This window comes from Polaribacter sp. SA4-12, assembly GCF_002163675.1.
Classification (GTDB): domain Bacteria; phylum Bacteroidota; class Bacteroidia; order Flavobacteriales; family Flavobacteriaceae; genus Polaribacter.
This window is the reverse complement of the sequence record NZ_CP019334.1, coordinates 1975429-1998445: the sequence shown is the minus strand read 5'-3', so window position 1 is coordinate 1998445 and position 23017 is coordinate 1975429. Positions and strand designations below refer to the sequence as shown.

Annotated in this window: 25 protein-coding genes and 1 pseudogene; 12 read left to right on the top strand and 14 right to left on the bottom strand. The window is 29.9% G+C overall.

Translation table 11 applies throughout. From position 1 onward, the window contains the following. Positions 1-110 precede the first annotated feature (110 nt). Positions 111-1571, bottom strand: a complete 1461-nt coding sequence (locus BTO07_RS08685; RefSeq protein ID WP_087520858.1) for a sulfatase-like hydrolase/transferase — start codon at positions 1569-1571, stop codon at positions 111-113. A 120-nt stretch (positions 1572-1691) separates the two neighbouring features. On the opposite strand from BTO07_RS08685, the gene BTO07_RS08680 reads away from it, so the two are divergent. Continuing rightward, positions 1692-2018, top strand: a complete 327-nt coding sequence (locus BTO07_RS08680; protein WP_087520857.1) for a nucleotide pyrophosphohydrolase — start codon at positions 1692-1694, stop codon at positions 2016-2018. A gap of 62 nt (positions 2019-2080) precedes the next feature. Beyond that, complete coding sequence (locus BTO07_RS08675; RefSeq protein ID WP_087522586.1) at positions 2081-2311, top strand: hypothetical protein; 231 nt, start codon at positions 2081-2083, stop codon at positions 2309-2311. Between the two features lie 62 nt (positions 2312-2373). Here the strand turns inward: BTO07_RS08675 and BTO07_RS08670 are convergent, their stop codons facing one another. Beyond that, on the bottom strand, positions 2374-2991 hold the full coding sequence (locus BTO07_RS08670) for a DUF1684 domain-containing protein (RefSeq protein WP_087520856.1): 618 nt from the start codon (positions 2989-2991) through the stop codon (positions 2374-2376). Between the two features lie 2 nt (positions 2992-2993). Next, the gene (locus tag BTO07_RS08665; protein ID WP_087520855.1) at positions 2994-3527 is read right to left on the bottom strand and encodes a DUF4252 domain-containing protein; all 534 of its coding nucleotides are present in this window, start codon (positions 3525-3527) and stop codon (positions 2994-2996) included. 260 nt (positions 3528-3787) lie between these two features. On the opposite strand from BTO07_RS08665, the pseudogene BTO07_RS08660 reads away from it, so the two are divergent. Together BTO07_RS08660 and BTO07_RS08655 are read left to right on the top strand one after the other, a co-directional pair. Next, positions 3788-4996, top strand: a pseudogene (locus BTO07_RS08660) (MFS transporter). Between the two features lie 5 nt (positions 4997-5001). Further along, a complete protein-coding gene (locus BTO07_RS08655) occupies positions 5002-5376 on the top strand; it encodes a VOC family protein (RefSeq protein ID WP_087520854.1) in 375 nt (124 codons plus the stop codon). A gap of 4 nt (positions 5377-5380) precedes the next feature. On the opposite strand, the gene BTO07_RS08650 is transcribed toward BTO07_RS08655, so the two are convergent. Both BTO07_RS08650 and BTO07_RS08645 read right to left on the bottom strand, forming a co-directional pair. Next, on the bottom strand, positions 5381-6706 hold the full coding sequence (locus tag BTO07_RS08650; RefSeq protein ID WP_087520853.1) for a hypothetical protein: 1326 nt from the start codon (positions 6704-6706) through the stop codon (positions 5381-5383). Positions 6707-6715: 9 nt separating this feature from the next. After that, complete coding sequence (locus BTO07_RS08645; protein WP_087520852.1) at positions 6716-8635, bottom strand: CocE/NonD family hydrolase; 1920 nt, start codon at positions 8633-8635, stop codon at positions 6716-6718. A gap of 110 nt (positions 8636-8745) precedes the next feature. Between BTO07_RS08645 and BTO07_RS08640 the strand changes: the two genes are divergently transcribed. The 3 genes from BTO07_RS08640 to BTO07_RS08630 all read left to right on the top strand — a co-directional run bounded on the left by BTO07_RS08640 (position 8746) and on the right by BTO07_RS08630 (position 12208). Next, positions 8746-9492, top strand: a complete 747-nt coding sequence (locus tag BTO07_RS08640) for a DJ-1/PfpI family protein (RefSeq protein WP_087520851.1) — start codon at positions 8746-8748, stop codon at positions 9490-9492. A gap of 2 nt (positions 9493-9494) precedes the next feature. Continuing rightward, on the top strand, positions 9495-9992 hold the full coding sequence (locus BTO07_RS08635; RefSeq protein ID WP_087520850.1) for a hypothetical protein: 498 nt from the start codon (positions 9495-9497) through the stop codon (positions 9990-9992). Positions 9993-10234: 242 nt separating this feature from the next. Further along, positions 10235-12208, top strand: a complete 1974-nt coding sequence (locus BTO07_RS08630; RefSeq protein ID WP_087520849.1) for a YgiQ family radical SAM protein — start codon at positions 10235-10237, stop codon at positions 12206-12208. A 59-nt stretch (positions 12209-12267) separates the two neighbouring features. Here the strand turns inward: BTO07_RS08630 and BTO07_RS08625 are convergent, their stop codons facing one another. The 8 genes from BTO07_RS08625 to BTO07_RS08590 all read right to left on the bottom strand — a co-directional run bounded on the left by BTO07_RS08625 (position 12268) and on the right by BTO07_RS08590 (position 19953). Further along, a complete protein-coding gene (locus BTO07_RS08625) occupies positions 12268-12999 on the bottom strand; it encodes a LytR/AlgR family response regulator transcription factor (RefSeq protein WP_087520848.1) in 732 nt (243 codons plus the stop codon). Next, positions 12996-14060, bottom strand: coding sequence for a sensor histidine kinase (locus BTO07_RS08620; protein ID WP_087520847.1), 1065 nt, complete (start codon positions 14058-14060; stop codon positions 12996-12998). The genes BTO07_RS08625 and BTO07_RS08620 overlap by 4 nt, the downstream gene beginning before the upstream one ends. 63 nt (positions 14061-14123) lie before the next feature. Next, positions 14124-14585 (bottom strand): hypothetical protein, encoded by a 462-nt coding sequence (locus BTO07_RS08615; RefSeq protein ID WP_087520846.1) that lies wholly within the window; start codon positions 14583-14585, stop codon positions 14124-14126. A gap of 290 nt (positions 14586-14875) precedes the next feature. Continuing rightward, positions 14876-16330: an FAD-dependent oxidoreductase gene (locus tag BTO07_RS08610; RefSeq protein WP_087520845.1), complete on the bottom strand. Its 1455-nt coding sequence runs from the start codon at positions 16328-16330 to the stop codon at positions 14876-14878. 42 nt (positions 16331-16372) lie between these two features. Next, positions 16373-17194: a class I SAM-dependent methyltransferase gene (locus tag BTO07_RS08605; protein ID WP_087520844.1), complete on the bottom strand. Its 822-nt coding sequence runs from the start codon at positions 17192-17194 to the stop codon at positions 16373-16375. Positions 17195-17372: 178 nt separating this feature from the next. Then, a complete protein-coding gene (locus tag BTO07_RS08600) occupies positions 17373-18248 on the bottom strand; it encodes a sterol desaturase family protein (RefSeq protein ID WP_087520843.1) in 876 nt (291 codons plus the stop codon). Between the two features lie 11 nt (positions 18249-18259). Beyond that, on the bottom strand, positions 18260-18733 hold the full coding sequence (locus tag BTO07_RS08595; RefSeq protein WP_087520842.1) for a monoheme cytochrome C: 474 nt from the start codon (positions 18731-18733) through the stop codon (positions 18260-18262). Continuing rightward, positions 18733-19953 (bottom strand): sulfite oxidase, encoded by a 1221-nt coding sequence (locus BTO07_RS08590; RefSeq protein WP_087520841.1) that lies wholly within the window; start codon positions 19951-19953, stop codon positions 18733-18735. The genes BTO07_RS08595 and BTO07_RS08590 overlap by 1 nt, the downstream gene beginning before the upstream one ends. Positions 19954-20094: 141 nt before the next feature. On the opposite strand from BTO07_RS08590, the gene BTO07_RS08585 reads away from it, so the two are divergent. Further along, on the top strand, positions 20095-20775 hold the full coding sequence (locus BTO07_RS08585) for a hypothetical protein (protein ID WP_087522585.1): 681 nt from the start codon (positions 20095-20097) through the stop codon (positions 20773-20775). Between the two features lie 88 nt (positions 20776-20863). Here the strand turns inward: BTO07_RS08585 and BTO07_RS08580 are convergent, their stop codons facing one another. Beyond that, positions 20864-21403, bottom strand: a complete 540-nt coding sequence (locus BTO07_RS08580) for a sigma-70 family RNA polymerase sigma factor (protein ID WP_087520840.1) — start codon at positions 21401-21403, stop codon at positions 20864-20866. 425 nt (positions 21404-21828) lie between these two features. Here BTO07_RS08580 and BTO07_RS08575 point away from each other — a divergent pair, with 425 nt between their 5' ends. Genes BTO07_RS08575 through BTO07_RS17310 form a run of 4 tightly spaced genes read left to right on the top strand, consistent with a single transcriptional unit; the run spans position 21829 to position 22855 of the window. Continuing rightward, positions 21829-22056 (top strand): RebB family R body protein, encoded by a 228-nt coding sequence (locus BTO07_RS08575; protein ID WP_087520839.1) that lies wholly within the window; start codon positions 21829-21831, stop codon positions 22054-22056. Between the two features lie 30 nt (positions 22057-22086). After that, the gene (locus tag BTO07_RS08570) at positions 22087-22311 is read left to right on the top strand and encodes a RebB family R body protein (RefSeq protein ID WP_087520838.1); all 225 of its coding nucleotides are present in this window, start codon (positions 22087-22089) and stop codon (positions 22309-22311) included. Beyond that, on the top strand, positions 22311-22667 hold the full coding sequence (locus BTO07_RS08565) for a RebB family R body protein (RefSeq protein ID WP_087520837.1): 357 nt from the start codon (positions 22311-22313) through the stop codon (positions 22665-22667). Before BTO07_RS08570 ends, BTO07_RS08565 begins: the two co-directional genes overlap by 1 nt. Positions 22668-22681: 14 nt before the next feature. Then, positions 22682-22855, top strand: coding sequence for a hypothetical protein (locus BTO07_RS17310; RefSeq protein WP_157663314.1), 174 nt, complete (start codon positions 22682-22684; stop codon positions 22853-22855). The last annotated feature ends 162 nt before the right edge of the window (positions 22856-23017 follow it).

Genomic DNA, 23017 nt, shown 5'->3' with positions numbered 1-23017 from the left:
TAGAGGATAAAGTTGAATTTTAAGTGTCTGTTTAAACACATAAAAGTATTTTCTTTATTCCTTTAAAATAGTGACTTTTATCAGTTTTAGTTATTTGGAATTAATAAAAATTATTCTTTAAACCTTCTTGGGTTGTTCATCCAAGAATTTCCATTTCGGTGAGCTGCTAAAGTAGTCGGATGAAAAGTTGGCCATTTAAAATTATTACTTGCATTATTAATCCTTTTTTCGCCAAACATTTCTGTTGAAGGTGTCTGATAAGGTTCTATAAGTTGTAGTAGTTCTGCTCTAATTTTTTCCGTCTCTTCATTCTCTTCTAAAGGGATGTAATCTAATAAGTTTCCAGAAGTTGCACATTTCCAGACACCTCCAAATCCGTCCATCATATAATCTTTAGTTCTAACTGTACGTTCCATATCTAAAAAACTAAAAACAAAAGGTTTTCCTTGATAAGGTTTGTTATCTAAAATTGATTTAAAACTTGTTCCGTCTAATTCTTTCATTTCAGAAACATCAATACCCGCCATTTCTAAAACTGTAGGATACATATCTGTAAAATCTACCATTACATCACTTACTCCTTTGTTTTTTAACGCACCTCCAAAAACAATTAATGGTACTCTAACTCCAAGTTCAGAACAAGAACCTTTACCGTTAGCTAAAGTTGCGTTGTCCGCTGTAAATATGATAATTGTGTTATCGTAAACATTAGCTTCTTTAAGGTTTGTAACTAATTCGTCAACATAATATTCTAAACGTTTAATTTGCGAGTTAAAACCTGGTTTTGATCTACCTGTTGGGCTATTTGCGTCTGGTGTTTCAAACCAAGGATCGTGAGGTAGAACCATTGGATAATATAAAAAGAAAGGTTTGTCTCTTTTTCTTTTTACATAATCTATTGCAAATTCTTGACAAAGATCCGGTGCAAAGGTGTTAGCATTACTTGGTTTCAGTTTGCCGTTTTCAATTACGCAACCATTCCAGTAAATAGCAGGATATTGCCCCCTTTTACTACCAATTACAGCTTTGTCTTTAAAAGTTTTTGATGGGTTTGACCAAGAAAACCAAGGTCCATCCCAAACAATTTTCTCTTTAGCAGGTGTATAATAACCACCCAATAAAGAATATTCATCCAAACCATATGCTTCTTGCTCTACACTTCCTGGTAAATGCCATTTTCCTGAGATTGCTGTTTCGTAACCCGCTTCTTTTAAAACTTTAGACATTGGTTTATGTTCATCAGGGAAATTGCGACTATGTAAACTTAATTTATTACCATAAACATTTGTTTTTGCCCCATATTTACCAGACATTAACATTGCTCTCGCTGGCATACAAAGTGGAGATGCCCAACAAGTTGTAAATTTCATTCCTTCATTTGCTAGCGCATCAATTACTGGTGTTTTATTACCAGATGGATGATTTGATGTCGCGTAACTAGAAAGTTCTACAGCACTACAATCATCAATCATAAAAAAAATGATGTTAGGTCTTTTTACTTCCTCTTTTTCTTTTTGACAAGAAATAAATATAATTAGAAGTAATAGCGGAATGAATTTATGAAATTTCATAGAATTTTAGCTTAAATTTAAATAAGCGAAGTTATCAGAAAATAAATTTAGAAACAAACTAAATCATTCGAGAATTTCTATCTTTGACTCTTTAAATTCTTAATCTTTCAATAAAGAAAAATGAACATAGAAAACGCACAAAAACAAGTTGACGATTGGATTAAAGCTCATGGAGTTCGTTATTTTAACGAGTTAACAAACATGGCACAATTAACAGAAGAAGTTGGTGAAGTTGCACGTATTATTGCAAGACGTTATGGAGAGCAAAGTGAAAAGGAATCTGATAAAAATAAAGATTTAGGAGAAGAATTAGCAGATGTTATGTTTGTTGTTTTATGTTTAGCAAACCAAACAGGTATCAATTTACAAGACGCTTTCGAAAATAAATTAGATATTAAAACAAAACGCGATCACGATCGTCATCACAACAATCAAAAATTAAAATAATGGACTTTATAAAAAATTTCATAAAAAACTTTGTAGAGGGAGCGAAAATTATTTTTGCAAGAATGAAAACCAAACTTTTTTGGGTAAATTTCGCAAAAGTTGCCATTCCATTTTTTATAATAGTTACAATAGTTTCTTTATTGATGAATAACTCTTCAGAAATTTTTTCAGGAGACTTTGAAACAGTAAATCAAAATAATTTTGCTGATGGTAAATGGAGAAAATTCTTTGGTTTCAAAGTTATTTTTACTTTTGTCTATGGTTTTTATATTACCAATAAGAAAATGAATTAATATTCTTTGACCAATTGTGCATTTTGATTCTTTTTAGTTACAAAATGCACAACCGGTTATTTTTAATGTTTTTTAAAAACTTTAATTCCAGCTTTTATTTCAACATCTAAATGATTTTTTCGAGGTGTTAACGGGCAAGAATATTTATCATTATAAGCACAATAAGGGTTATATGTGTTGTTAAAGTTTAAAAGCACCGTATTATCTTCAGTTATATCTGTGGTCATCACATCCATATAACGTCCACCACCATAAGATTCGTTTCCAGAAGTATCATCTGTAAATGGTAAAAACAAATAGTCTTTATATTTTTTATCACGCAAATCATCTTGACTTTGATAAATGGTTAATTCACAATTTTCACCATTTAATGTAAAGTTTAATAAACCATATTTTTTGTACAAAGGTTTTCTGTCTGTGGTTGTTGCCATTTCAAAAGTTGGCGCATTTTCAATTTTGGTAAATTCTGCTTTTACGATAAAAGTTGAGTCTATATCGAAAAATTCTAACCCATTAAATTTTCTTAAATCCTTCTTCTTTAAAGGTGATTTTGATGCGTCTTTATAACTTGCATTTAATTCTTTTTGATAATCAGTATCTCCCATTAAAGGACGTTTACCTTGTGAATTACAAGAGGTCATTATTAATAGTAAAGAGAATATAAATAGTACTTTTTTCATTTTTAATTAGGGTTAAAACCTGGAGTTATTGCTTTTGGTTGATAATTTTGAATTAAACTATTTGATAAATTCTCAAATTGATTTGTTTCTGAAAGGTGCTTTAATTTATTAGGGTCAAACCTACCTTTTAAATAAATAACAGATGTTTTTGCTAAAGTAGAATTAAAAATAATGGCTTGTGTAACCACATCTCCATCTTCTTTTACAGAAATTATTTTTGTCTTTTCGACAGTATTTGTACTTAAAATATCTGTGAAATTATTATTTGTCATTAAATCCATTTCTTGAATTAATGCCTGTTGTTTAAAAGCTGAAATATCAGTAAAAGTGATAAATTTAAAATCTTTAACATTACCAAACAAGTTATTTATTTCTGGAGAAATGTTCGTTAATAAAGCTCTCATAAAATTTGGTACTTGAAAAGCAGTAACACCTAAATCTCTTTTATGGTCATTAAAAAAACTTTGAAAAGATTTTTGACTTCCACAAGAAAGTAACATCAAAAGTGAAAATAGTAGAATTGTTATTTTTTTCATTTTAAATAAATTTATGCATCAAAAATACAATATTCAAATATTTTATGTAGTTTTGAACCATTAATAAAAATAAAATGAGGAAAGTCTATACATATATTACCAAGTTATCGTGTAAAAAGCGAGAAGGTCGGTGTGTTTATATGTTTTGATGATATCAATATAAAATCAAGCAATTATAAAAGTCCGACTTCACAGTCGGACTTTTTTATTTTTAGTAAATCTTGTACTCAATTTATTTTAGTGCATAAACCAACCAAACTATGAAAAAACTATACAACAATTACATAAATACTTTTAGAGGTCTCTCTATAGAAGTTTGGTGGCTATCACTGATCACTTTTATCAACAGATCAGGAACAATGGTAATTCCTTTTTTGTCTTTATATTTAAATGAAGATCTACATTTTTCTTTACCAGATATTGGTTGGATAATGTCTTTCTTTGGATTAGGCTCTGTTGTTGGTACTTGGATTGGTGGAAAATTAACAGACAAAATTGGGTATTATAAAGTAATGTTGGTAAGTCTGCTTTTAACAGGAATTCTATTCGTTTTTCTACAATATGCAACAACTTTTCATGAATTTTGTTTTGGTATTTTTGTTGTTATGTTAGTTGCAGATGCCTTTAGACCAGCAATGTTTGTTGCTTTAAGTGCGTATAGTAAACCCGAAAATAAAACACGTTCGGTAACTTTAATTCGTTTGGCAATTAACTTAGGTTTTTCTGCAGGACCAGCAATTGGAGGTTTAATAATAACAGGAATTGGTTATGAAGGATTATTCTGGACAGATGGAATTACATGTGTATTAGCTGCTTTTTTATTGTTGAAAGTTTTACATCCTAAAAAAGCAAAAGTACTAGATCAAGTAACAGTTGAAAACCCTGATTCTGCCTACGAAGACAAAGCTTTTTGGGTGTTTTTTGTGGCGATGTTTATTTTCGGATTTGTATTTATGCAATACTTTTCTACAATGCCTTTGTATTATAAAGATCATCACTTTTTATCTGAATTAGAAATTGGATTATTAATGGGTTTAAGTGGATTCTTTATTTTTATATTTGAAATGCCACTTATAAAATGGTTAGAAGATACTAATGTTTCTAAAGTTACATTGATTGCGCTCGGCTTGTTTTTAGTAGCTGTAAGTTTTATTATTTTAAACTTATTTGGTTGGGGTGGAGTTCTAGTAATTGGAATATTATTAATGTCAACTGGAGAAATGATTGCTTTTCCATTTTCAAATTCTTTTGCAATAGAAAGAGCAGAAAAAGGAAATCAAGGATAATATATGGCTTTGTACAGCATTTCGTTTTCTTTAGCACATATATTTAGCCACAAAGTTGGTATGCAAATGGTAGAAGAATTTGGTTATGAAACTACTTGGACAGCAATTACAATTTTTGCTCTTGTTGGTGTTCTAATTTTATTTTATCTACTAAGAGTTTTAAAGAAAGAAAAGATTAAATAAAGAATATGAATTTAAATCAAATTACAATTCCTTCTTTGGATGTTGAAAAAGCAACGCAATTTTATCAAAAATTAGGTTTGATTTTAATTGTTGATGCAAAACCTAATTATGTACGCTTTGAAGTGCAAGATGGCGATGCTACTTTTTCGATTCATAAGGTTGATGAAATCTCAAAAGGAGAAGGAGTTGTAATTTATTTTGAAGACAATAATTTAGATGAATTAGTTTTAGAACTTCAAGAAAAAGGAGTCGTATTTACACAATTGCCAATAGATCAACCTTGGTTATGGAGAGAAGCTCACATTGTAGATTTAGATGGCAATAAAATTATTCTTTACAAAGCTGGCGTAAATAGAAAAAATCCGCCTTGGCGGATTTAAAGAGTTAATAATTCTTATAATATTGAAATGGAATTAACCATTTAGAAATGCTGTTTTCTTCTGCATTGATTTTGTTTACAGTTAAAATATTTTTTCCTTCCACAAAATCTGTAGCTTTTAAATAGCATATAATTCCAAATTGTTTTGTTTTTGGGTGATAGTATTTGTTGAAATCAATTTCAATAATTTTATCATTTATTAGAATCTGATGATAATTGTTATAACAATCTAATTTGTTTTGCCAACCTTTTATCCTGTTCTCATTCCTGGTTTTTGTATCATCATCTTCAAACTCAGGGCAGTTTTTTTGAAAACTGTTTCTTTCATGTTCAAAAATAGGAATAAACAATTTTGTAAGTTTGGTTGTAACTACATCCGATTCTAATTGAGGTGTTAATAAAAAATCAATATCCTTATTTTCTGTTTTATAAAAGCTAGAAAAAGGTTTGCTATAATCTGTTGTAATATCGAACGACTTACCAATTAAATAGAAAATATTTGTATCCTTAATTTTGAAGAAGGAAACCAACATTCCAGAAAACATAAAGGCAATAATCAATTTTGTAAGCGCTTTGTTTTTCTTGAAATTTGACCCAAAGATCATCGTTATTTGTAAGATGTTTTTATACAAAGGTCCTAACATAAAAATGGATCCTATTTTTACAATCTTAAAATACCAAGTTTGAATTTTTACATCCTCCTTGTACTTTTTAACATTCGCAACTATCGAAATAATCATTTGTATCGTATAAACGATCAAAAAGATAATAAGAGGAATTAAAAGTATGTAAATTGATATGTATTCTGATAGAAGGTTAAAAAGCAATAAATAAACACTTGCAAAAAATGCCATATAAGTTAGCATTAATAAAAGTGTAAATGCCACAGAAAAAATAACGCTACAGAGTTTGTCTACTTTCTCAATTGAGTCTGTTAGTTTAGGTAAAATTGAAAGTATTTTTTCTGTGTAAATTTTAGAATACGCACTATCTTCTATGCTATAATCAGGAAAAACAGAATTTAACCCCACAAGACCAATCCAATAAGCTCTTAGGAAAAAATGAATAACAAACATTGCAACTAAAGTACTTATTGCAATGAGCCCAAAAAAGACAATAAAGTAAGCAACAATATATTGACTTGGATCTAAAATATCAATAAACCAATTTGTTGTCCAATTTATTACCTTAAATAATTGAAACGTACCAAAAATTGCAATTGCTGAAACTAATAATTCTGCTTCCCAACTTTCATTTTTTAGTTTCTGAAGCCAATCTTTAGAAGTAAAACTCGTATTATCTTTTGTTAAACTTGTTTCATTTTTTTCCATAGTAATTATTTATTTTAACACAGAAAACTCAATACTAGAATCTGTAAAAACAGTATGCGTTTGTGTTTTAAAATCTTTCTCATCTGCTTTATAGATATTATCTACATACGTTTGAGGATTTAAATCTATTAGAGGAAACCAAGTACTTTGCACTTGTATTTGTACTTTATGCCCTTTTTTAAAAGTGTGAAAAACATCTTGTAATTTTATATTTACGTCTGTTTTTTTGTTTGGAATAAAAGGTTCTGGTTTTTCAAAACTATTTCTAAAACGTCCACGTAAAACTTCACTTCTAACCATTAAATGATAGTTGCTCATTTTTAAATGATCTTGCAACTTATCGTTGTTTTCTTCTGAATTCGCAGGATGAACATCAATTACTTTTACAACCCAATCTGCAGCAGAACCTGTAGTCGCAACTTTTAGTTTTGCTAAAATATCTCCGGCTAAAGTAAAACCTTCTGTTAAAACATCCGTTTGAAAAACCAAAACATCTGGTCTTCTTGCAGCAAAACGCTGATCATCTGTCATGTATTTTCTTGGAGTGAAAACAGTTTTAATATCTTCAGAATAAGGAACAGGGTGTTTAACGTCACTTATAAATTTAATTTCACGCGTTAATTTACCATCATGTTTTTTCGCTAAACCTTGATTTCGATTTAAAAACCAATCTTCTTTTACTACGTTTTTAGGAGGCCAAGCGTCATAAGATTTCCATTCTTTTTTACCAGAATCAAAAACATAGGCTTCAGGTAAACCAGAATTTTTATCACCTTTTCCTTTTAAGAAATGATTAAAGAATTTAGTTTCAATGTTTTTTTGAAATTTTAAAGAAATAGAATCTCCAAAATAGTAGTTTCCAACAGAGTTTTTCGTTCTAGAACTTGCCCATTTTCCATGATCCCAAGGACCAAAAACTAAAGTATTGTAATTGTTTTTTCCGTGTTTTTCAATGGCTTTATAAGTTTCTAAAGGTCCGTATAAATCTTCTGCATCAAACTCACCACCAACAATCATTGTTGCTACAGTTGCAGGAACTTTATCTAAATGCTGAATAATTCCTTTGCTTTGCCAAACGGAATCATAATTAGGATGTTCAACAATTTCTTTCCAGAAAAAATCATCAATTTGATCTTTACTTTCAGCCGTTTTTACATCTAATTTATCATATTGAAAATATTCGTTTAAGTTTTTTAAAGGACCTTTATCTAAGAAAAATTGATATTGATCTTGCGAATTCATTTTCGGAAAAGAATACCAAGCAGAATCAGTTGGCGTGTCTTTATAAGTCCCGAATAAAGAAATTGCTCTAAAATAACTTAATAAAAAAGCGCCATTATGATGAAAATCATCAAAGAAAAAATCGCCAATACAAGCTTGTGGAGAAGCCGCTTTTAAAGCAGGATGCGCATCAATAGCAGAAATAGTTGCATAATGACCAGGATAGGAAATTCCCCAAGTACCAACATTTCCATTATTGTTTTCTACGTTTTTCACCAACCAATCAATAGTGTCATAAGTATCAGAAACTTCATCAGACTGTTTTGCTGTTTTATTTGGGATGTAAGCACGCATATTATCGTAAACGCCTTCACTCATCCAACGACCACGAACATCTTGATACACAACAATATTGCCTTCTTTCATTAAATGAACATTCGGACCGATTTTGGTTTTCATTCCTGCTCCATAAGGTCTAGAACTATAAGGCGTTCTTTGCATTAAAATAGGATATTCTTTACTCGTGTTTTTAGGAGAATAGATGGTTGTGTGCAGTTTAGCACCATCTCTCATTATAATATCTACTTCTTTTTTTGTGTAATTATCAACTACATAAGTGTCTTTTTTAGGTGTTTTTTCTTTTGATGTTTTTGCACAATTTGTAATCAGAAAAAAACTTAAAAAGGAAAGTAGTATGTATTTGTTCATATAAAAGTGGTTTATTTTGACGCTAAATCTACAAAACAAAAAAGAGTTACTAAAAAAATGAACTGTTAAAGTGAATTTAGATACTTTTATAATCCATTTAAATTCATAAAATGAAAAGAGCACTTTTGTCTTTATTAACGATTGTTATTATAAGCTGTCAATCTAAGAATATAGAAAAGAACACTGAGATTCTGAAAGAAGTTGAACAAGTTAAAGTTTTTCCAAAGTTAGAAAAAGACAGATATAATGTTGCTTTTTTAATTATGGATGGAACTTTCAACACAGAATTAACGGCTCCTTTTGATATTTTTCAACATACTATTTTTAGAGAGAATATTAAAGCAATGAATGTTTTTACCGTTGCAAATACTGATAAACCGATTACTACTTTTGAAGGAATGAGAATTCTGCCAGATTATAATTATCTAAAAGATTCGTTGCCTAAAATTGATATTTTGGTGGTTCCTTCTGCAGAACATCATTTAGATTCTGATTTAGATGATAAAGCGATGATAGATTTTGTAAAACGAGTTGATAAAGAAGCTACTTATATTACATCTCATTGTGATGGCGCTTTTGTTTTAGCAAAAGCAGGATTGTTAAAAGACAAAGTTTCTACTACTTTTCCTTCGGATATTGATAAAATGAGAGAAACGTTTCCTGAATTAGACATCAGAAAAAAGGTATTGTTTGTCCACGATGGAAAATACATTACTTCAGCAGGAGGCGCAAAATCTTTTGAAGCAGCATTGTATTTATGTGAATTTTTATATGGAAAGGAAGTCGCGCAATCTTTAGCAGGAGGTTTAGTAATTGATTGGAATGTTGATGAGATTCCGCACTTAATTGTTGAGTAATTATGGATGAAAAATTATATAGTTTTCCGCTTTTTAAAAAAGCAGAAGAGATTTATTTGTTGATACAGAAAGTTTCTTTGTTGATAGAAGAAAATGTAGACAAAGAAGATTTTGAAAATAACATATTAGTTGATTATAAGAATCAATTGAATGAAAGTGCTTTTATTATTCCTACAAAAATTGTGGGTGCATATAAGGAAAATATGTTGTATGACATTAAAATGCAAAATGCTGCAATTATTAGGAAAGAAGCACAAATGATTTTAGCAACAACTTCTGGTTTAAAAATGTGTGGATTTAAAGAATTGGATTATTTAGAATTGATTAGAAATGAGGTAGAAGAGTTTAGAGTTTTATTCGCAGAATGGGTAAAAACGTTTGATGAATGGAATTATATTATTGACAGATGGGGACTTTTTAATCCTCCTGGTGTTAATTATGACGATTATGACATTGACGATAATTTGCCTTTTAACAATCCTTTTGATGATGAGTTTTGAGTTTTTTTTCTTGTAAAGTCACAGAGGTACAAAGTTTGTTAGTTGAAAAGCTTTCTTTTATTATACAAGAAGCGAGCAAACTAGTCTAGCCCAGATTGAACGGTTTGTTTGAGCTCTTTTTTATTCTTTTCTGAATAAAAAAAGCGAGTAGTGAAAGCTGGAAATAGCTTCAAATAATTGTAAGAAAGGCATTTATAAAATAAGTGTTTCTGTCAATTAAAATTGATGTATTTTTGCAAAATATGGAAGGCACAAAGAGACATCAATTAACAGACTGGTTACCAACTACAAACAAGGAAGTGAAAATTCGTGGTTGGGAAGAATTGGATGTGATTTTATTTAGTGGAGACGCTTATGTAGATCATCCGTCATTTGGACCAGCGGTAATTGGTCGTATTTTAGAGAGTTATGGTTTGCGAGTGGCAATTGTGCCACAACCAAGTGTGAATGATAGTTTGCAAGATTTTGAGAAATTAGGAAAGCCCCGTTTATTTTTTGGGGTTACTGGTGGTTGTATGGATCCGATGGTTTCTAATTACACAGCGAGTAAACGCAGTAGAGATAAAGATGCATATACACCAAATGGTGATAAGGGTTTTAGACCAGATTATGCAACTTCTGTATATTCGAAAATATTAAAAGACAAGTATCCAGATATTCCTGTTTTAATTGGAGGGATTGAAGCTTCTTTAAGACGTGTAACTCATTATGATTACTGGTCTGATAAGTTATTACCTTCTATTTTAGAAACTTCTAAAGCAGATATGTTGGTTTATGGAATGGGAGAACAACCTTTGCGTGAAATTGTAGAATTAATGCAAAAAGGTGTTCCGTTTTCTAGTTTAAAAAACATTAAACAAACGGCTGTTTTTGTCAATGAAAAGAATGAAAGCTTGCCTATTGTAAATGATTGGGAAGATGTTACTATTAATTCTCATGAAGCTTGTTTAAAGGATAAAAAAACATTTGCTTCTAACTTTAAAGTGATTGAGCAAGAGTCTAATAAATTAAAAGCACGTAGAGTTTTACAACGAGTAGGCGAGAATACTTTGGTGATTAATCCGCCTTATCCTACAATGACAGAAAAGGAAATTGATGGTTCTTTCGATTTGCCTTTTACACGTTTACCACATCCAAAATATGACAAACGTGGACCAATACCTGCATTTGAAATGATAAAATTTTCTATCAACATTCATAGAGGGTGTTTTGGTGGATGTAGTTTTTGTACAATTTCTGCACATCAAGGAAAATTTATAGCAAGTAGAAGTCAGGAATCTGTATTGAGAGAAATTGATAAAGTGGCAAATATGCCAGATTTTAAAGGATATTTATCTGATATTGGTGGACCTTCTGCTAATATGTATCAGATGAAAGGAAAAGTACAATCTATTTGTGATAAATGTGTTGCACCAAGTTGTATTTCGCCCGTAATTTGTTCTAATTTAGATACTTCTCATAAACCTTTAACAGATTTATATCAAGCGGTTGATAAACATCCGAAGATTAAAAAATCTTTTATTGGAAGTGGAATTAGACATGATATGTTGGTGCCAGAATTCAATAAAAATGCAGATCCAAAAGAATTGGATGCGTATACAGAAGAGGTAATGACAAAACACGTTTCTGGTCGATTAAAAGTTGCGCCAGAACATACTTCAGATCCTGTTTTAAAGTTGATGCGTAAACCTTCTTTTAAATATTTTCATATGTTTAAAGAACGTTTTGATAAGATAAATATCAAAAAGAAATTGAATCTTCAGTTAATTCCGTATTTTATTTCTAGTCACCCAGCAAGTGAGGTAGAAGATATGGCAAACTTAGCTGCAGAAACAAAAGATATGGGCTTTCAGTTAGAGCAAGTGCAAGGTTTTACTCCAACGCCTATGACTGTAGCAACGGTTATTTATTATTCAGGATTTCATCCTTATACTTTAAAGCCAACTAAAACTCCGAAAACTAAAAAGGAACGTGATGACCAACATAAATTTTTCTTTTGGTATAAAAAGGAAAATAAAGATTGGATTCGTAACACGTTAAATAAAGTTGGAAGACAAGATTTATTGCAAAAATTGTTACCAGAAAATAATTCTTGGAAAAAGAATAAAAGTGCGAAAGAAGTAAAGAATACTTTTGATGATGCAGTACCTGTTCCTTTTAATAAGAGAAAGAAAAAAGCAAGTAGAACTACTTCTAGTAAAAAAAGAAGAAGGTAATATTTTACTGAAAATTTAATAAAAAAAGCCATTGTTTTAAACGATGGCTTTTTTTTGAATTAAAAACTCAATTGTTCTTTAAAAAGATAGGATTGTCTTCTTGATATTTCGATTTCTTCACCAGAATTCATTTCTATTTTTAACTTTCCGTTAAACCATGAGACTACTTTTTTAACATGATTGATGTTGATAATCTGTTGTCTGTTTGCTCTAAAAAAGACTTCTGTGGGTAATTTTTCTTCTACTTGTGCTAAAGACTTATATATTAATGGTTTGTTATTGTCAAAGAATACACGGGTGTAGTTACCAACAATTTCAAATAAAGAAATATCTTGAATTTTTACCAACCAACACTTTTCTCCGTCTTTAATAAAAATTTGTTTATCTAAACTTAAAGCATCTTCGTTTTTAGTTTTCTCTTTTGTTTTATTATTGATGCTTTCAATTACTTTTTCTATGCTTTTAGAAAAACGTTTTTGGTTGATTGGTTTCAATAAATAATCAAAAGCATTGTAATCAAAAGACTTAATAGCATATTCATCAAAAGCTGTTGTAAAAATAGTTGTTGGAACTTCATCTAACATTTCCAATAGTTCAAATCCATCTTTTTCAGGCATATTAATATCTAAAAACAAAAGATCAGGTTTTGTATCATTAATTAATTTATAACCATCATCTACATTTTCTGCTTCTCCTAAAATTTCAATTTCTTTATGTGCTTTAATAAGCTCTTTTAATTCATTACGAGCTAAACGAGAATCTTCAACAATAACTGCTTTTAATGTTATCATGTTAGTGGGATTTTAATAGTAGCAACTACTTGATTTTCTATTTCTTTTAAACTGAAAACGGCAGCTTTTCCATAAAGTAGTTCAAGACGTTTCTTAATGTTTTTCACCCCTAATTGCGTACTGTTTTTATTTTCATGTAGTTTTCCCGAATTGGCAACTTCAATATGTAATTGATTACCTTCTATTTTTGTTGATAAATTGACTTTTCCTCCGTTTTTTAAATTAGAAATTCCATGTTTCAATGCATTTTCAATTAGCATTTGAATAATCATTGGTGGAATTTGTTTACTTAATGATTCTGGATCAATATGGGTTTCAAATTGTAAACGATTTTCAAATTGAATTTTAGAAATGGCTATATAATTTTCAACCATTTCTAATTCATCTTCTAATGAAATAGAATTTACATCGCTTTTTGTAAGAGAGTAGCGTAAAGTTTCTGATAAACTGGTTAGCATATTTCTAGCTTTGCCAACATCTTCTAACATAAGTCCACGGATATTGTTTAAGCTATTAAACATAAAATGCGGATTTATTTGCCCTTTTAAAGTGTTTAATTGCGATTCCTTTAAGTTAGCTTCTAATTGTAATTGTCTAATTTGAACCGTTTTTAATTGATGATAAATCTTGATTGTTAAAAAAACAAAAAGCCATATAATGAATAAGGTTGCAAAATAAAATACATTATATATTTTACCACCTAAAGTCATAACACTATCAGATTCATATTTTGCATATTCTTGAACAAAATCAAGAATAGGCCAAATAAACAATGAGTATAAAGCCTGAACAGTCAAGAAAATTACTAAAATTTTCGAAGTAGTTGTTTTCCAACTATTATTAAAGTTAATTTTTGTGTCAATAAAAAAAGAAATTATAAACGTACACATAAAAGCTAAAATTGCACATGCAATTGTTTCTAACCAATAATACAAAACACGCTCTGAAGCTAATACTTCATTAGAAAGAAATAATTTTGGTCCAGCTAATGTTGCTGTAAACAAAAGGAACCATCCAAAGAGATTGAATATTATATAAAACTTATTTTGAGATAATTTCATTTATTATTAGTTATAATTGTCAAACTTACAATTTAAAATTCAAGATTATTTGCTTCCAAATTATTAATTTGTAGTTCTAATTCTTTTAAATCTGTTTTTAACTTTTTTGAACATGTTATTTCCAAAAGCGAAAATTATAAATAAGATTATCATGTACTTTAAAACAGTAAATGTTGTAATTTCTTTATCAACTAGATAAGCTGGAATAATGGTAAGTAGCCAAATGAAGTATATTGTTGATTCGTACTTTTCTCGTTTTAAAATATTCGATTGATACTTGTTAAATTGACTTTTTAAATTCCCTTCTTTTAGGTTGATATTTTTTAATGACAAATGCGTTAAGGTGTACCAAATTATTAATAATGCTCCGATTATTAAAGGAACAACATATTCTAATTCTGCTCTCATTTTAAATGCTAACAAAAGTGATAGAAGCACATAAATGAATGATAAGTTTCTTGCTGTGGAAGAACCTTTTAACATGTGCTTGAATTTTGATATTGGATTATTTTCTTCTTTTCTCATACTATTATTTTTAATTGATTTATCCCAATACTAATAGAATAACTAACTCAACTACTATTTTAACTAACTCTAATGCTGCTTTTACTATAAAGATCATAATGTTGTAGGTTTTAAGATGATACTGTAAATGTAAATAAGAGAATAGCTTTAATATTTGAAAATATGATGAGTGGTAATTTGAATATGAGCAACGGAAAGTTAAATCAGAAAAATAGAACAGTCTAATAATTAAGAATTTATAAGACTGTTTTTTTAATAGATATTATCAATTGAGTACTAAACCTTCAATATTAGATATCTTTTTTCTTTCGATGTTTACCTCTAGGTCCATCACCTTCATAAAGTACAATTTCGGAATGTAATAATTCAGCAGCTTCAGCAGAACCCTTTACTTTGGAAGCACTTCGTTCTATCATTTCAGATTCAAACTCAGTTAATATACTTTTTCTTATTCCTATTTCTTTCCATTGAGATAAAGGTTTACATCCTTTATATATTCCTCTAGCCAATGATAATGCATCCAACAAAGCTTGATTTGCACCTTGACCTTTAAACGGGCTCATCGGGTGTGCAGCATCTCCAATCAGCGTGACTTTAGTCCCTTTTTTTAATAAATCAGCATCTAATAATTGTCTGTCATAAACGGGATAACCAGAAATTAAAGTTTCTGGAGTCGCTTCTACAATTTGAGGAATAGGATTGTGCCACAGAGTTCTTTTACATGATTCTTCTTTTAATGCTTTTGTACCTTTTGCACTTAATTCTTTTGCTTCTTCTTCTGATAAAGGAAAGCTAAGTTGCCACATTACTGTTTCTGAATCGTATGGCATTATATAGATTCGTTCATTCCCGTTTGCTGTTTGAAATACGGTAGCAGCATCCAATAAAGAACTTTCAATATTCTTTAGATTATCCAAAGGACAAATTCCTAAAATAGCAATACAACTTAAGTAACGTAATGGAGTTGTTTCTTCTCCAATTAGTTGTTTACGAACTGTACTTCGAATTCCATCTGCTCCAACAACAAGATCTGCTTTTGTGCTTTTTATTTCCTTATTGACTTCAAAATTTAGTATTACACCTTCTTCGGATTCTTTATAACCTAATAATTGATGTCCCCATTTTATAGAATCATGACCATTGAGTTGTTCTAATAAAGCTAAGCGTAAAGATTGTCTTGCAATGTGTACGTTTTTTCTTTTTGGTGATGACTTAGTGTCTGATCTTCCCCATTTTCTGATTCCCCATTCTCCAATTATTTTTCCATCAGTTGTATGAACTACGTGTTTTGTTGAAGTCACACCTTTTTTTAAAGAGAGAATTCCAAATCCATTAAGGGATTTACTTGCTTGTTGTAAAGTAAGTCCATAGCCTTGAGATCTAGCTTCAAATCCGCTATCTCGTTCATAAAGAGTAAATGGAATTCCACGATGTAAACAAGCAACAGCAAGTGCAGTTCCTCCAATTCCACCGCCAATAATAGCAACATGTGGATAGTTTTCTTTGTCAGATAAAGTATGGTTATCAGAACTAACCAAACCAGATCCTTTACAGTTTAAGCATGTATATATTTGCCCTTTAGGTTGTACAGGAGCATTTCCTTCGCAATTTGTTTTTTCATACTGTTCTAATGCTGCTTGGTAGTTGAGTCGCGTTTTCTTTCGAATGCTCTTTTTTCTTTTACCATTACCTTTACAACTTTGGCAAATAACCCAATTTTTGTCTTTATTATCTACCTTTTCCATCGAGCTTTTCTTTATTAATTTTATTGCTTTAAAGAAACTAAATTACTTTTTTACAGCAATCATCATATGAGGACTAAAAGGCAATAAGTACTCATCGTTTTGTGTCAGATTTTGCAAAGCCTTTAATGTTTTTGACTTCTTTTTATCTAACATATTTGCAAAATATTCGTTGTCTAACCAAATCATTCCTTCAACAGCAAAAAGATTTATAAAGTTGAGGTTTTGCTCTAGAAATTCAGATTTTAAACCTTCTGGTTTATGATAAAAAGCATCTGCTAGTAAAAAAGGAAAATCTTTAGGAGCATTATGAATTCCTGTAGTGAGTTCTTCTTTACACATGTCAAAAAATGAGTTTGCATGTATCATTCCATTCATTAAACCAACCACTGTAGAAGCTGTTGCATTAATTGCAAAACCTAAAATAATCCCGCCTTTTTTAAGTACTCTTTTTGCTTCAATAATTGCAGCAACTCTATCTTCTCTTTTTTGTAAATGATATAAAGGTCCGTGTAAAATTACCAAGTCGGCAGTATTATCTTTAAAAGGCAGTTTTGTAGCTTCACCAATAGCAACGGAAAAAGGTTTTTTGAGTTTTTTAGCTCTTTTTTTAGCAAGTTTAATATGTTTTAAAACAGGCTCAACTAAATGTACTGTGTGATTGTTTTTTGATAACCACTCAGAGTATTTTCCTGTTCCTCCACCAACATCAATAATTGTGCTATTTGGTTTTGAAATATGTTGTTGTATAAGATCTTTTATTCGTTCAAATTCAAAAATCCCCATTCCTTTTTCGAGTCTAGTTTCTTCTGAAGCTTTGTTGTAAAAATCGTCTAATTCTTTACTGATAAGAGTTTTATTTTTCACCTTAAATATTTAAAAGATAAAAGTAATTAAATTAAAGTGAAATAGATTCCTGCTTTCTCAGGAATGACAAAAAAGAGAAATAATACTTATAAATGCATAAACCGTTTAAAATACCCAAGGGATATTGTAAACGGTTTATGTATTCAATAAACGAAAATAGTTTATTTGAAGTTTTTATTTATTTCTGTCCTTTTTTAAATCCATATAAGTTTTGATGTATAAAATCGGTAGGAAATTTATCATCACCTCTAAAACCGATTTCTACTTTTCCACTATCTTCAGGAATGTAATCTGTTTTAAAAATATAATCCCAAAGGCTTAAGCTAATTCCGTAATTCATACCATATTTTCCTTTTGGAAGTACATAAGCATGATGATATAAATGCATCACAGGATTGTTTATTACATATTTAAAAATTCCCCATGTAATTTTTATGTTAGAATGATTAAAATGACCAATGGTAATAGCAATAAAGTGAACTATATATGCTTGTTCAGGCTCAAAACCACCAAGAAGCATTACTCCAAAAGTTTTTAATGGTTTGTAAAAGATATTTTCCATCCAATGGTATCTTAAATGTGCAGCAAACCCCATTTCTTTTACACTATGATGTACTTTGTGGAATTTCCATAAGAAAGAATATTTATGTAATAATACATGTGTAAACCACTGAACAAAATCGAGAACTATAAAGAAAACAAGTAACTGTAGCCAAGGAGCCCAATGTGATATGTCTATAAGTGCAAAACTTTTTGCCGTAATGTTAAACTCACCAAACAACAATCCTAATACTTCATAAACTCCGCTAATTACAATTGAGAAAATGAAAAAATTGAAAAACATATAAAATGCATCCAACCAAAAATCGCGTCTAAATATAGATTGTTCTTTTCTCCAAGGAAAAGCTATTTCTAATCCCCAAACAAAAAGAGAAATAACAATAAGTCCCCAAAAGTAATTTGTGTACCAAGGCACTTCAAAAATTATAGATTTCCAAGTCCAGTCTACTGTTCCAGAAAATGCGTTTATAAATGCGTCTAAATATTTTTCCATTTTTTTAATTTTTAATTTTCTAATTTATACCAATCAATATCTTTTAAAATCATACGCCTTCCTTTAGCTATAGGAGGGTAATTTACAACCAAATAGTTTACAATAACTTTTTGATTTTCGCCCAAATCCCAGAGGTTTTGAGTCTTCTGCATCCACTTAATTGTTTCATTCCAGCGTTCAGCATTCATTCTGTTTTGCGTTACTAATTTTGCAGAATGACAATTCGTACAATTGTTAACTACAGTCATTAACCCTTCTGCATCAACTAAACCTGTTCTTAGATGAATACCATTTTCAATTTTATCATCATCTTCTTCAATATCATTATAAACCAGATCTGAATTTTTATTTTCAAAAACAGATAATGAAGGATTAAATACAGCGAAAAGAAGTAAGACAGAAGCTATTAAAGAAAAAAAGATAGCATAATAAGCCGTTTTTTTTGCTTTTTTAATTTTTTCTAAAAACTCTTTATCCTCTGTCATTAGATAACTTTTACTGCAATTCTATGACATGCATTATTTAAATATCCTTTAGGATTCCAACCAGGTAATAACATAGGTTGTGCAACATTATTTGTATCTGTAGCTCTTGCCCATACCTCGTAATATCCTGTTTTAGGGAAATCTATTGAAGCAGAAAAATGTTGCCACGCTAATCTATTTACTGGGCTTTCAATAGAACATGTAGTCCAGGTAGACCCAAAATCTATCGAATATTCCATTTTTGCAACTTCCAATTCTCCTGCCCAAGCATGACCTCTAATTTTTAGTTTTCTTCCATTATCTATTGTAGCTCCTGTTTTAGGGTATGTAATTAACGACTTTACAGGCATAGATTCTATAATGCACATATCTTCATCTTTTACTTTTTCACCTGGAGCAACAGGGTTACATGGAATGCGATAAGCAGTCCCTGTCATTTTTGTACCATCATGAATTTTATTTCGAATACTAATTCTATTTACCCATTTACCAGAAACGGATGCTGGCCAACCACCGGCAACTAAACGTAAAGGATATCCGTGAATTAGCGGAATATCTTTGCCGTTCATTTCAAAAGCTAAAATAGTTTCATCTTGCAGTGCTTTTGGCATTGGACAACCTCTAGATATTGGTTCTTTACTTGGATCCCCACTTAAATGAGTGTCTGCAGCATGGTATCCTACATATACAGCATCATCTTTTATACCTGCATCTTCTAGTACATCTTTTAAACGAACACCAGTCCAAGATGCACAATGTACAGCACCAATAGTCCATTGATTTCCTTTTGCAGGCGGATCAAATTCACTTCTACCATTACCACCACATTCTAATGTTAATTGATACGTATGGTGTTTAAATTTTGATTTTAAATCATTAAGTGTGTATGTTTTTTTAGTTGCAACAGATTCTCCATCAATAATTAGTGTCCAATCTTTTGGGTTAATTTTTTCAGGAGTCAAGCCATTGTTTCTAATAAATATTTTTGAGTTAGGCGTAATTTTATCATCTAACAAATGAGCTTGAGCTTCAATATTCCAAGGTTTGTCATTTAAGACAATCATTTCTTTGTTCTTACCAAACATTTTAAAAGGATCTGGTTCTTGAATTGCTAAAGGAGTATAACCATTAAGCATATTAGAACCAAAAACGAGTTCTGTTCCTATAATTGCAGTGAATGAGCTTAGCACTGTTTTTTTTATAAAAGATCTTCTTTTCAAAATGATGAAATTATAAGTTTATATAAAATATTTACACAAGTTACAATTAAAGATGTTGACTATGTGTAACTTATGTTACATAGAAAGAGAATATGTTTTTTTAAATTGTAAAGCTAAATAAATATAATAATTATGAGAGTAATGAAAAAAAGTTTCGAAACCAATTTTACTGGTTGGGCATTTATCCTAGCAGCAGTATTATTATGGTTTGGTTGGGCATTATCGCCTCATCATATAGGAGAATATATAGTTGCTTCTGATTTTTCTAAAATAGGAGAAAATGTTTGGTATTGGATCTGGATGTATAGATTTCACATATTTGGATGGGTAACTATGGGTATTTCTATGTTCTCATTATTATCAATCACTTCAGGGAAGCCTTATCGAGTAGTTATATTTCCTGGAATAGGAATGATTATAGTGGGTACTTTTACTTTGGCTATTGCAAATGCCTTTTTTTACAATTTTGGAGCTTGGGGTGTTGGGCAAACAGCAGGTATGTCTGCCTCAGAAATTACAGAGTTTATAGATAATATATTATTTACCAATCAGTATGTTACTTGTTTTGTACGTTTTGGACGTATCTTCTCTGGTGTAGGATTGGTATTGTTGGGTTACGCTTTTATTAAATGGAACATAGTAGCTACTTGGTTAGGTTGGTTTACAATGTTGTTAGGTTTTGTCGCAATGGGTATTATTTTATCAATACCAGATAATTATGAAATTTACAAACCTGTATTTCATATTAAAGCGATATGGTTACTTGTAATGGGAGTTGTATTATTAAAGCAAGGTATCCATTTACCTGAGTCTAAATCTTAAAAAATAAATTTATAATAATTAGAAAAAGGGTTTTTATTATAACCCTTTTTCTAATTATTTTTTAAGCTTTTCTTGAAAAAAATACGTTTTATTCACAAACTTTGCAATCTTCTTTTTCTTGAATTTCGCCAATCAAATTACCTTCTTTATTTAATACAAAACCACAACAATCCATAAAACCTTGTGCAATTAATTTTCTTGCACGTTGTATTTGAGATTTTGTAGTTGGTAAACTTTGGTTTAATTGCAGAGCAACTTCTTGCTGTTTCAGTCCTTTTATATCAGAGAGAAATAAAGGATCTCTATATTTTTTTGGTAAGTTATTTAAGATACCTTTTAAACAATCTTTTTCGGTGTGCTTATTTTCTGTGATTTCAGTTTCTGTTTCAAAATCAGCAATCTCAAAGGTCTTATTTGTAGATTTCCAATAATTTAAAATGGAGTTTCTTGCTATTGTAAAACACCAAGGTTTTAATTTATTGGCATCTTTTAATGTATGTAGTTTTGTATGAATTTTGATAAAAGTATCCTGCAAAATATCATCAGCAATAGCAGTATCTTTTACTTTGCTGATAATAAATCGTTTTAAATCATCAGAATATAAATTCCAGATTTGTTTTGTCGTCATTTCTAACAATTACAAGTAGAACATGTACAGTTTTCACACGTACAATTCTCACAATTACCAGTCTTACAACCGTCACAATTACAGGTACAATTATTATTTTTCATGATGTTATTTTTAACGTTCACTTAATAGACCTAAAGTTATCAAAAAAGATGCATTAATTTAGATAATAAATTTTTATTTCGTTTCTAATAGTAATTGTTTTAATAGTTGAGGTGTTTGTGTTTCTCCTATAAAACTTAATCAAAGTGAATAGGAGCGAGGCTACTATTCGAATAATTCATTTTTTTTCTTTACTGCCTTTTTTTATATAGGTGTTTTTAACCAATTTAATAGGTGTAAATACTTGAATTTAAGGTGTTTTTAGATAAAGTATTAATAGAATTTTTACATTTATAAAGTTCAATCTAAAAACATAACAACATATGGCATTTCCAACATCGGTAAACGATCAAATAACAGATTCGGTAACACAAACTAATATTCAAGTAGTCGGTGAAGCATCAGCAATTGCTATGGGTTCATTATATCAAACTGCATCAAATTCACTTTCTATTGCTATTCAAAATTCAGTATCCAATCAACAGCAAAACAATATTGTTGCAACAACAGCTACTTCAATATGTGTAAAAAAAATTTTAAGTAAAAAATAAAAACAATTATAACTTTAAAAACAAATAATTATGGCATTTCCAACAGCAGTAAATAGTCAAATAACTGACGCAGTAACACAAACTAATGTACAAGTATTAAGTGAATCTCCAGCAATGGCAATGGGATCATTATATCAATCTATGGCAAGCGCAATGGGACTTGCAATGCAGAATTCAGTAAGTCAGCAACAGCATTCTAATACTTTAGCGCAAGCAATTACTACTCAATGTATAGAAACTTTAATAGGTAAATAATGAGTGTAGAAGCAGAAAATAGTAGTTCTACACAAAATTCATCTGTAAATAGTCAAGTTATTGATTCTATTAAGGAGATTAATAATCTACTTGAAAAAGGAAGTGAAAATTTAACTTCTATTTCAAAACAGATACTAACACAAGCTACAGGAATGGCGATGTTAAATGTTGTAAATCAACAGCAACAGATGTTTATGTTACAAAATACAGTTACAACTGTTGCTGCAAAAGCAATGTTAGTATCTAGCCCTTTAGAGGCTGTGAAATTAATGGAAGAAGTTGTAAAAAGTAATAATGCAGCAACTTCAATTAAAGAATTACAAGATTTAATTATTGAAATGAATAAAGAAAAATAATAAAAACCTAAATGATGAGTAATTCAGAAGAAGATTTATCCAACGAGCAAAACAATAAGAATGCGTCAGTTTCAGAAGATACTAATACGAATGATAATATTGAAACAGAATTATTAAAAGCTCAATTAGAAGCAGAAAACGCAGTAAAAAAAGCTGTGTTGAATATTAGTAAAATAATTAATTCCTAAAAATAAATCTATTTAAGCTTCACAATATGTGAAGCTTAAATAGATTTATTTTTAGGTTATTTATGTTTCAATAATTATATCAATTTATAACTTATCTGGTTATAAGGATTTAGTTAAAGCTTTGAGTGCAAAAATTGGTGGTTTTTCAATCTATTTAGGAAT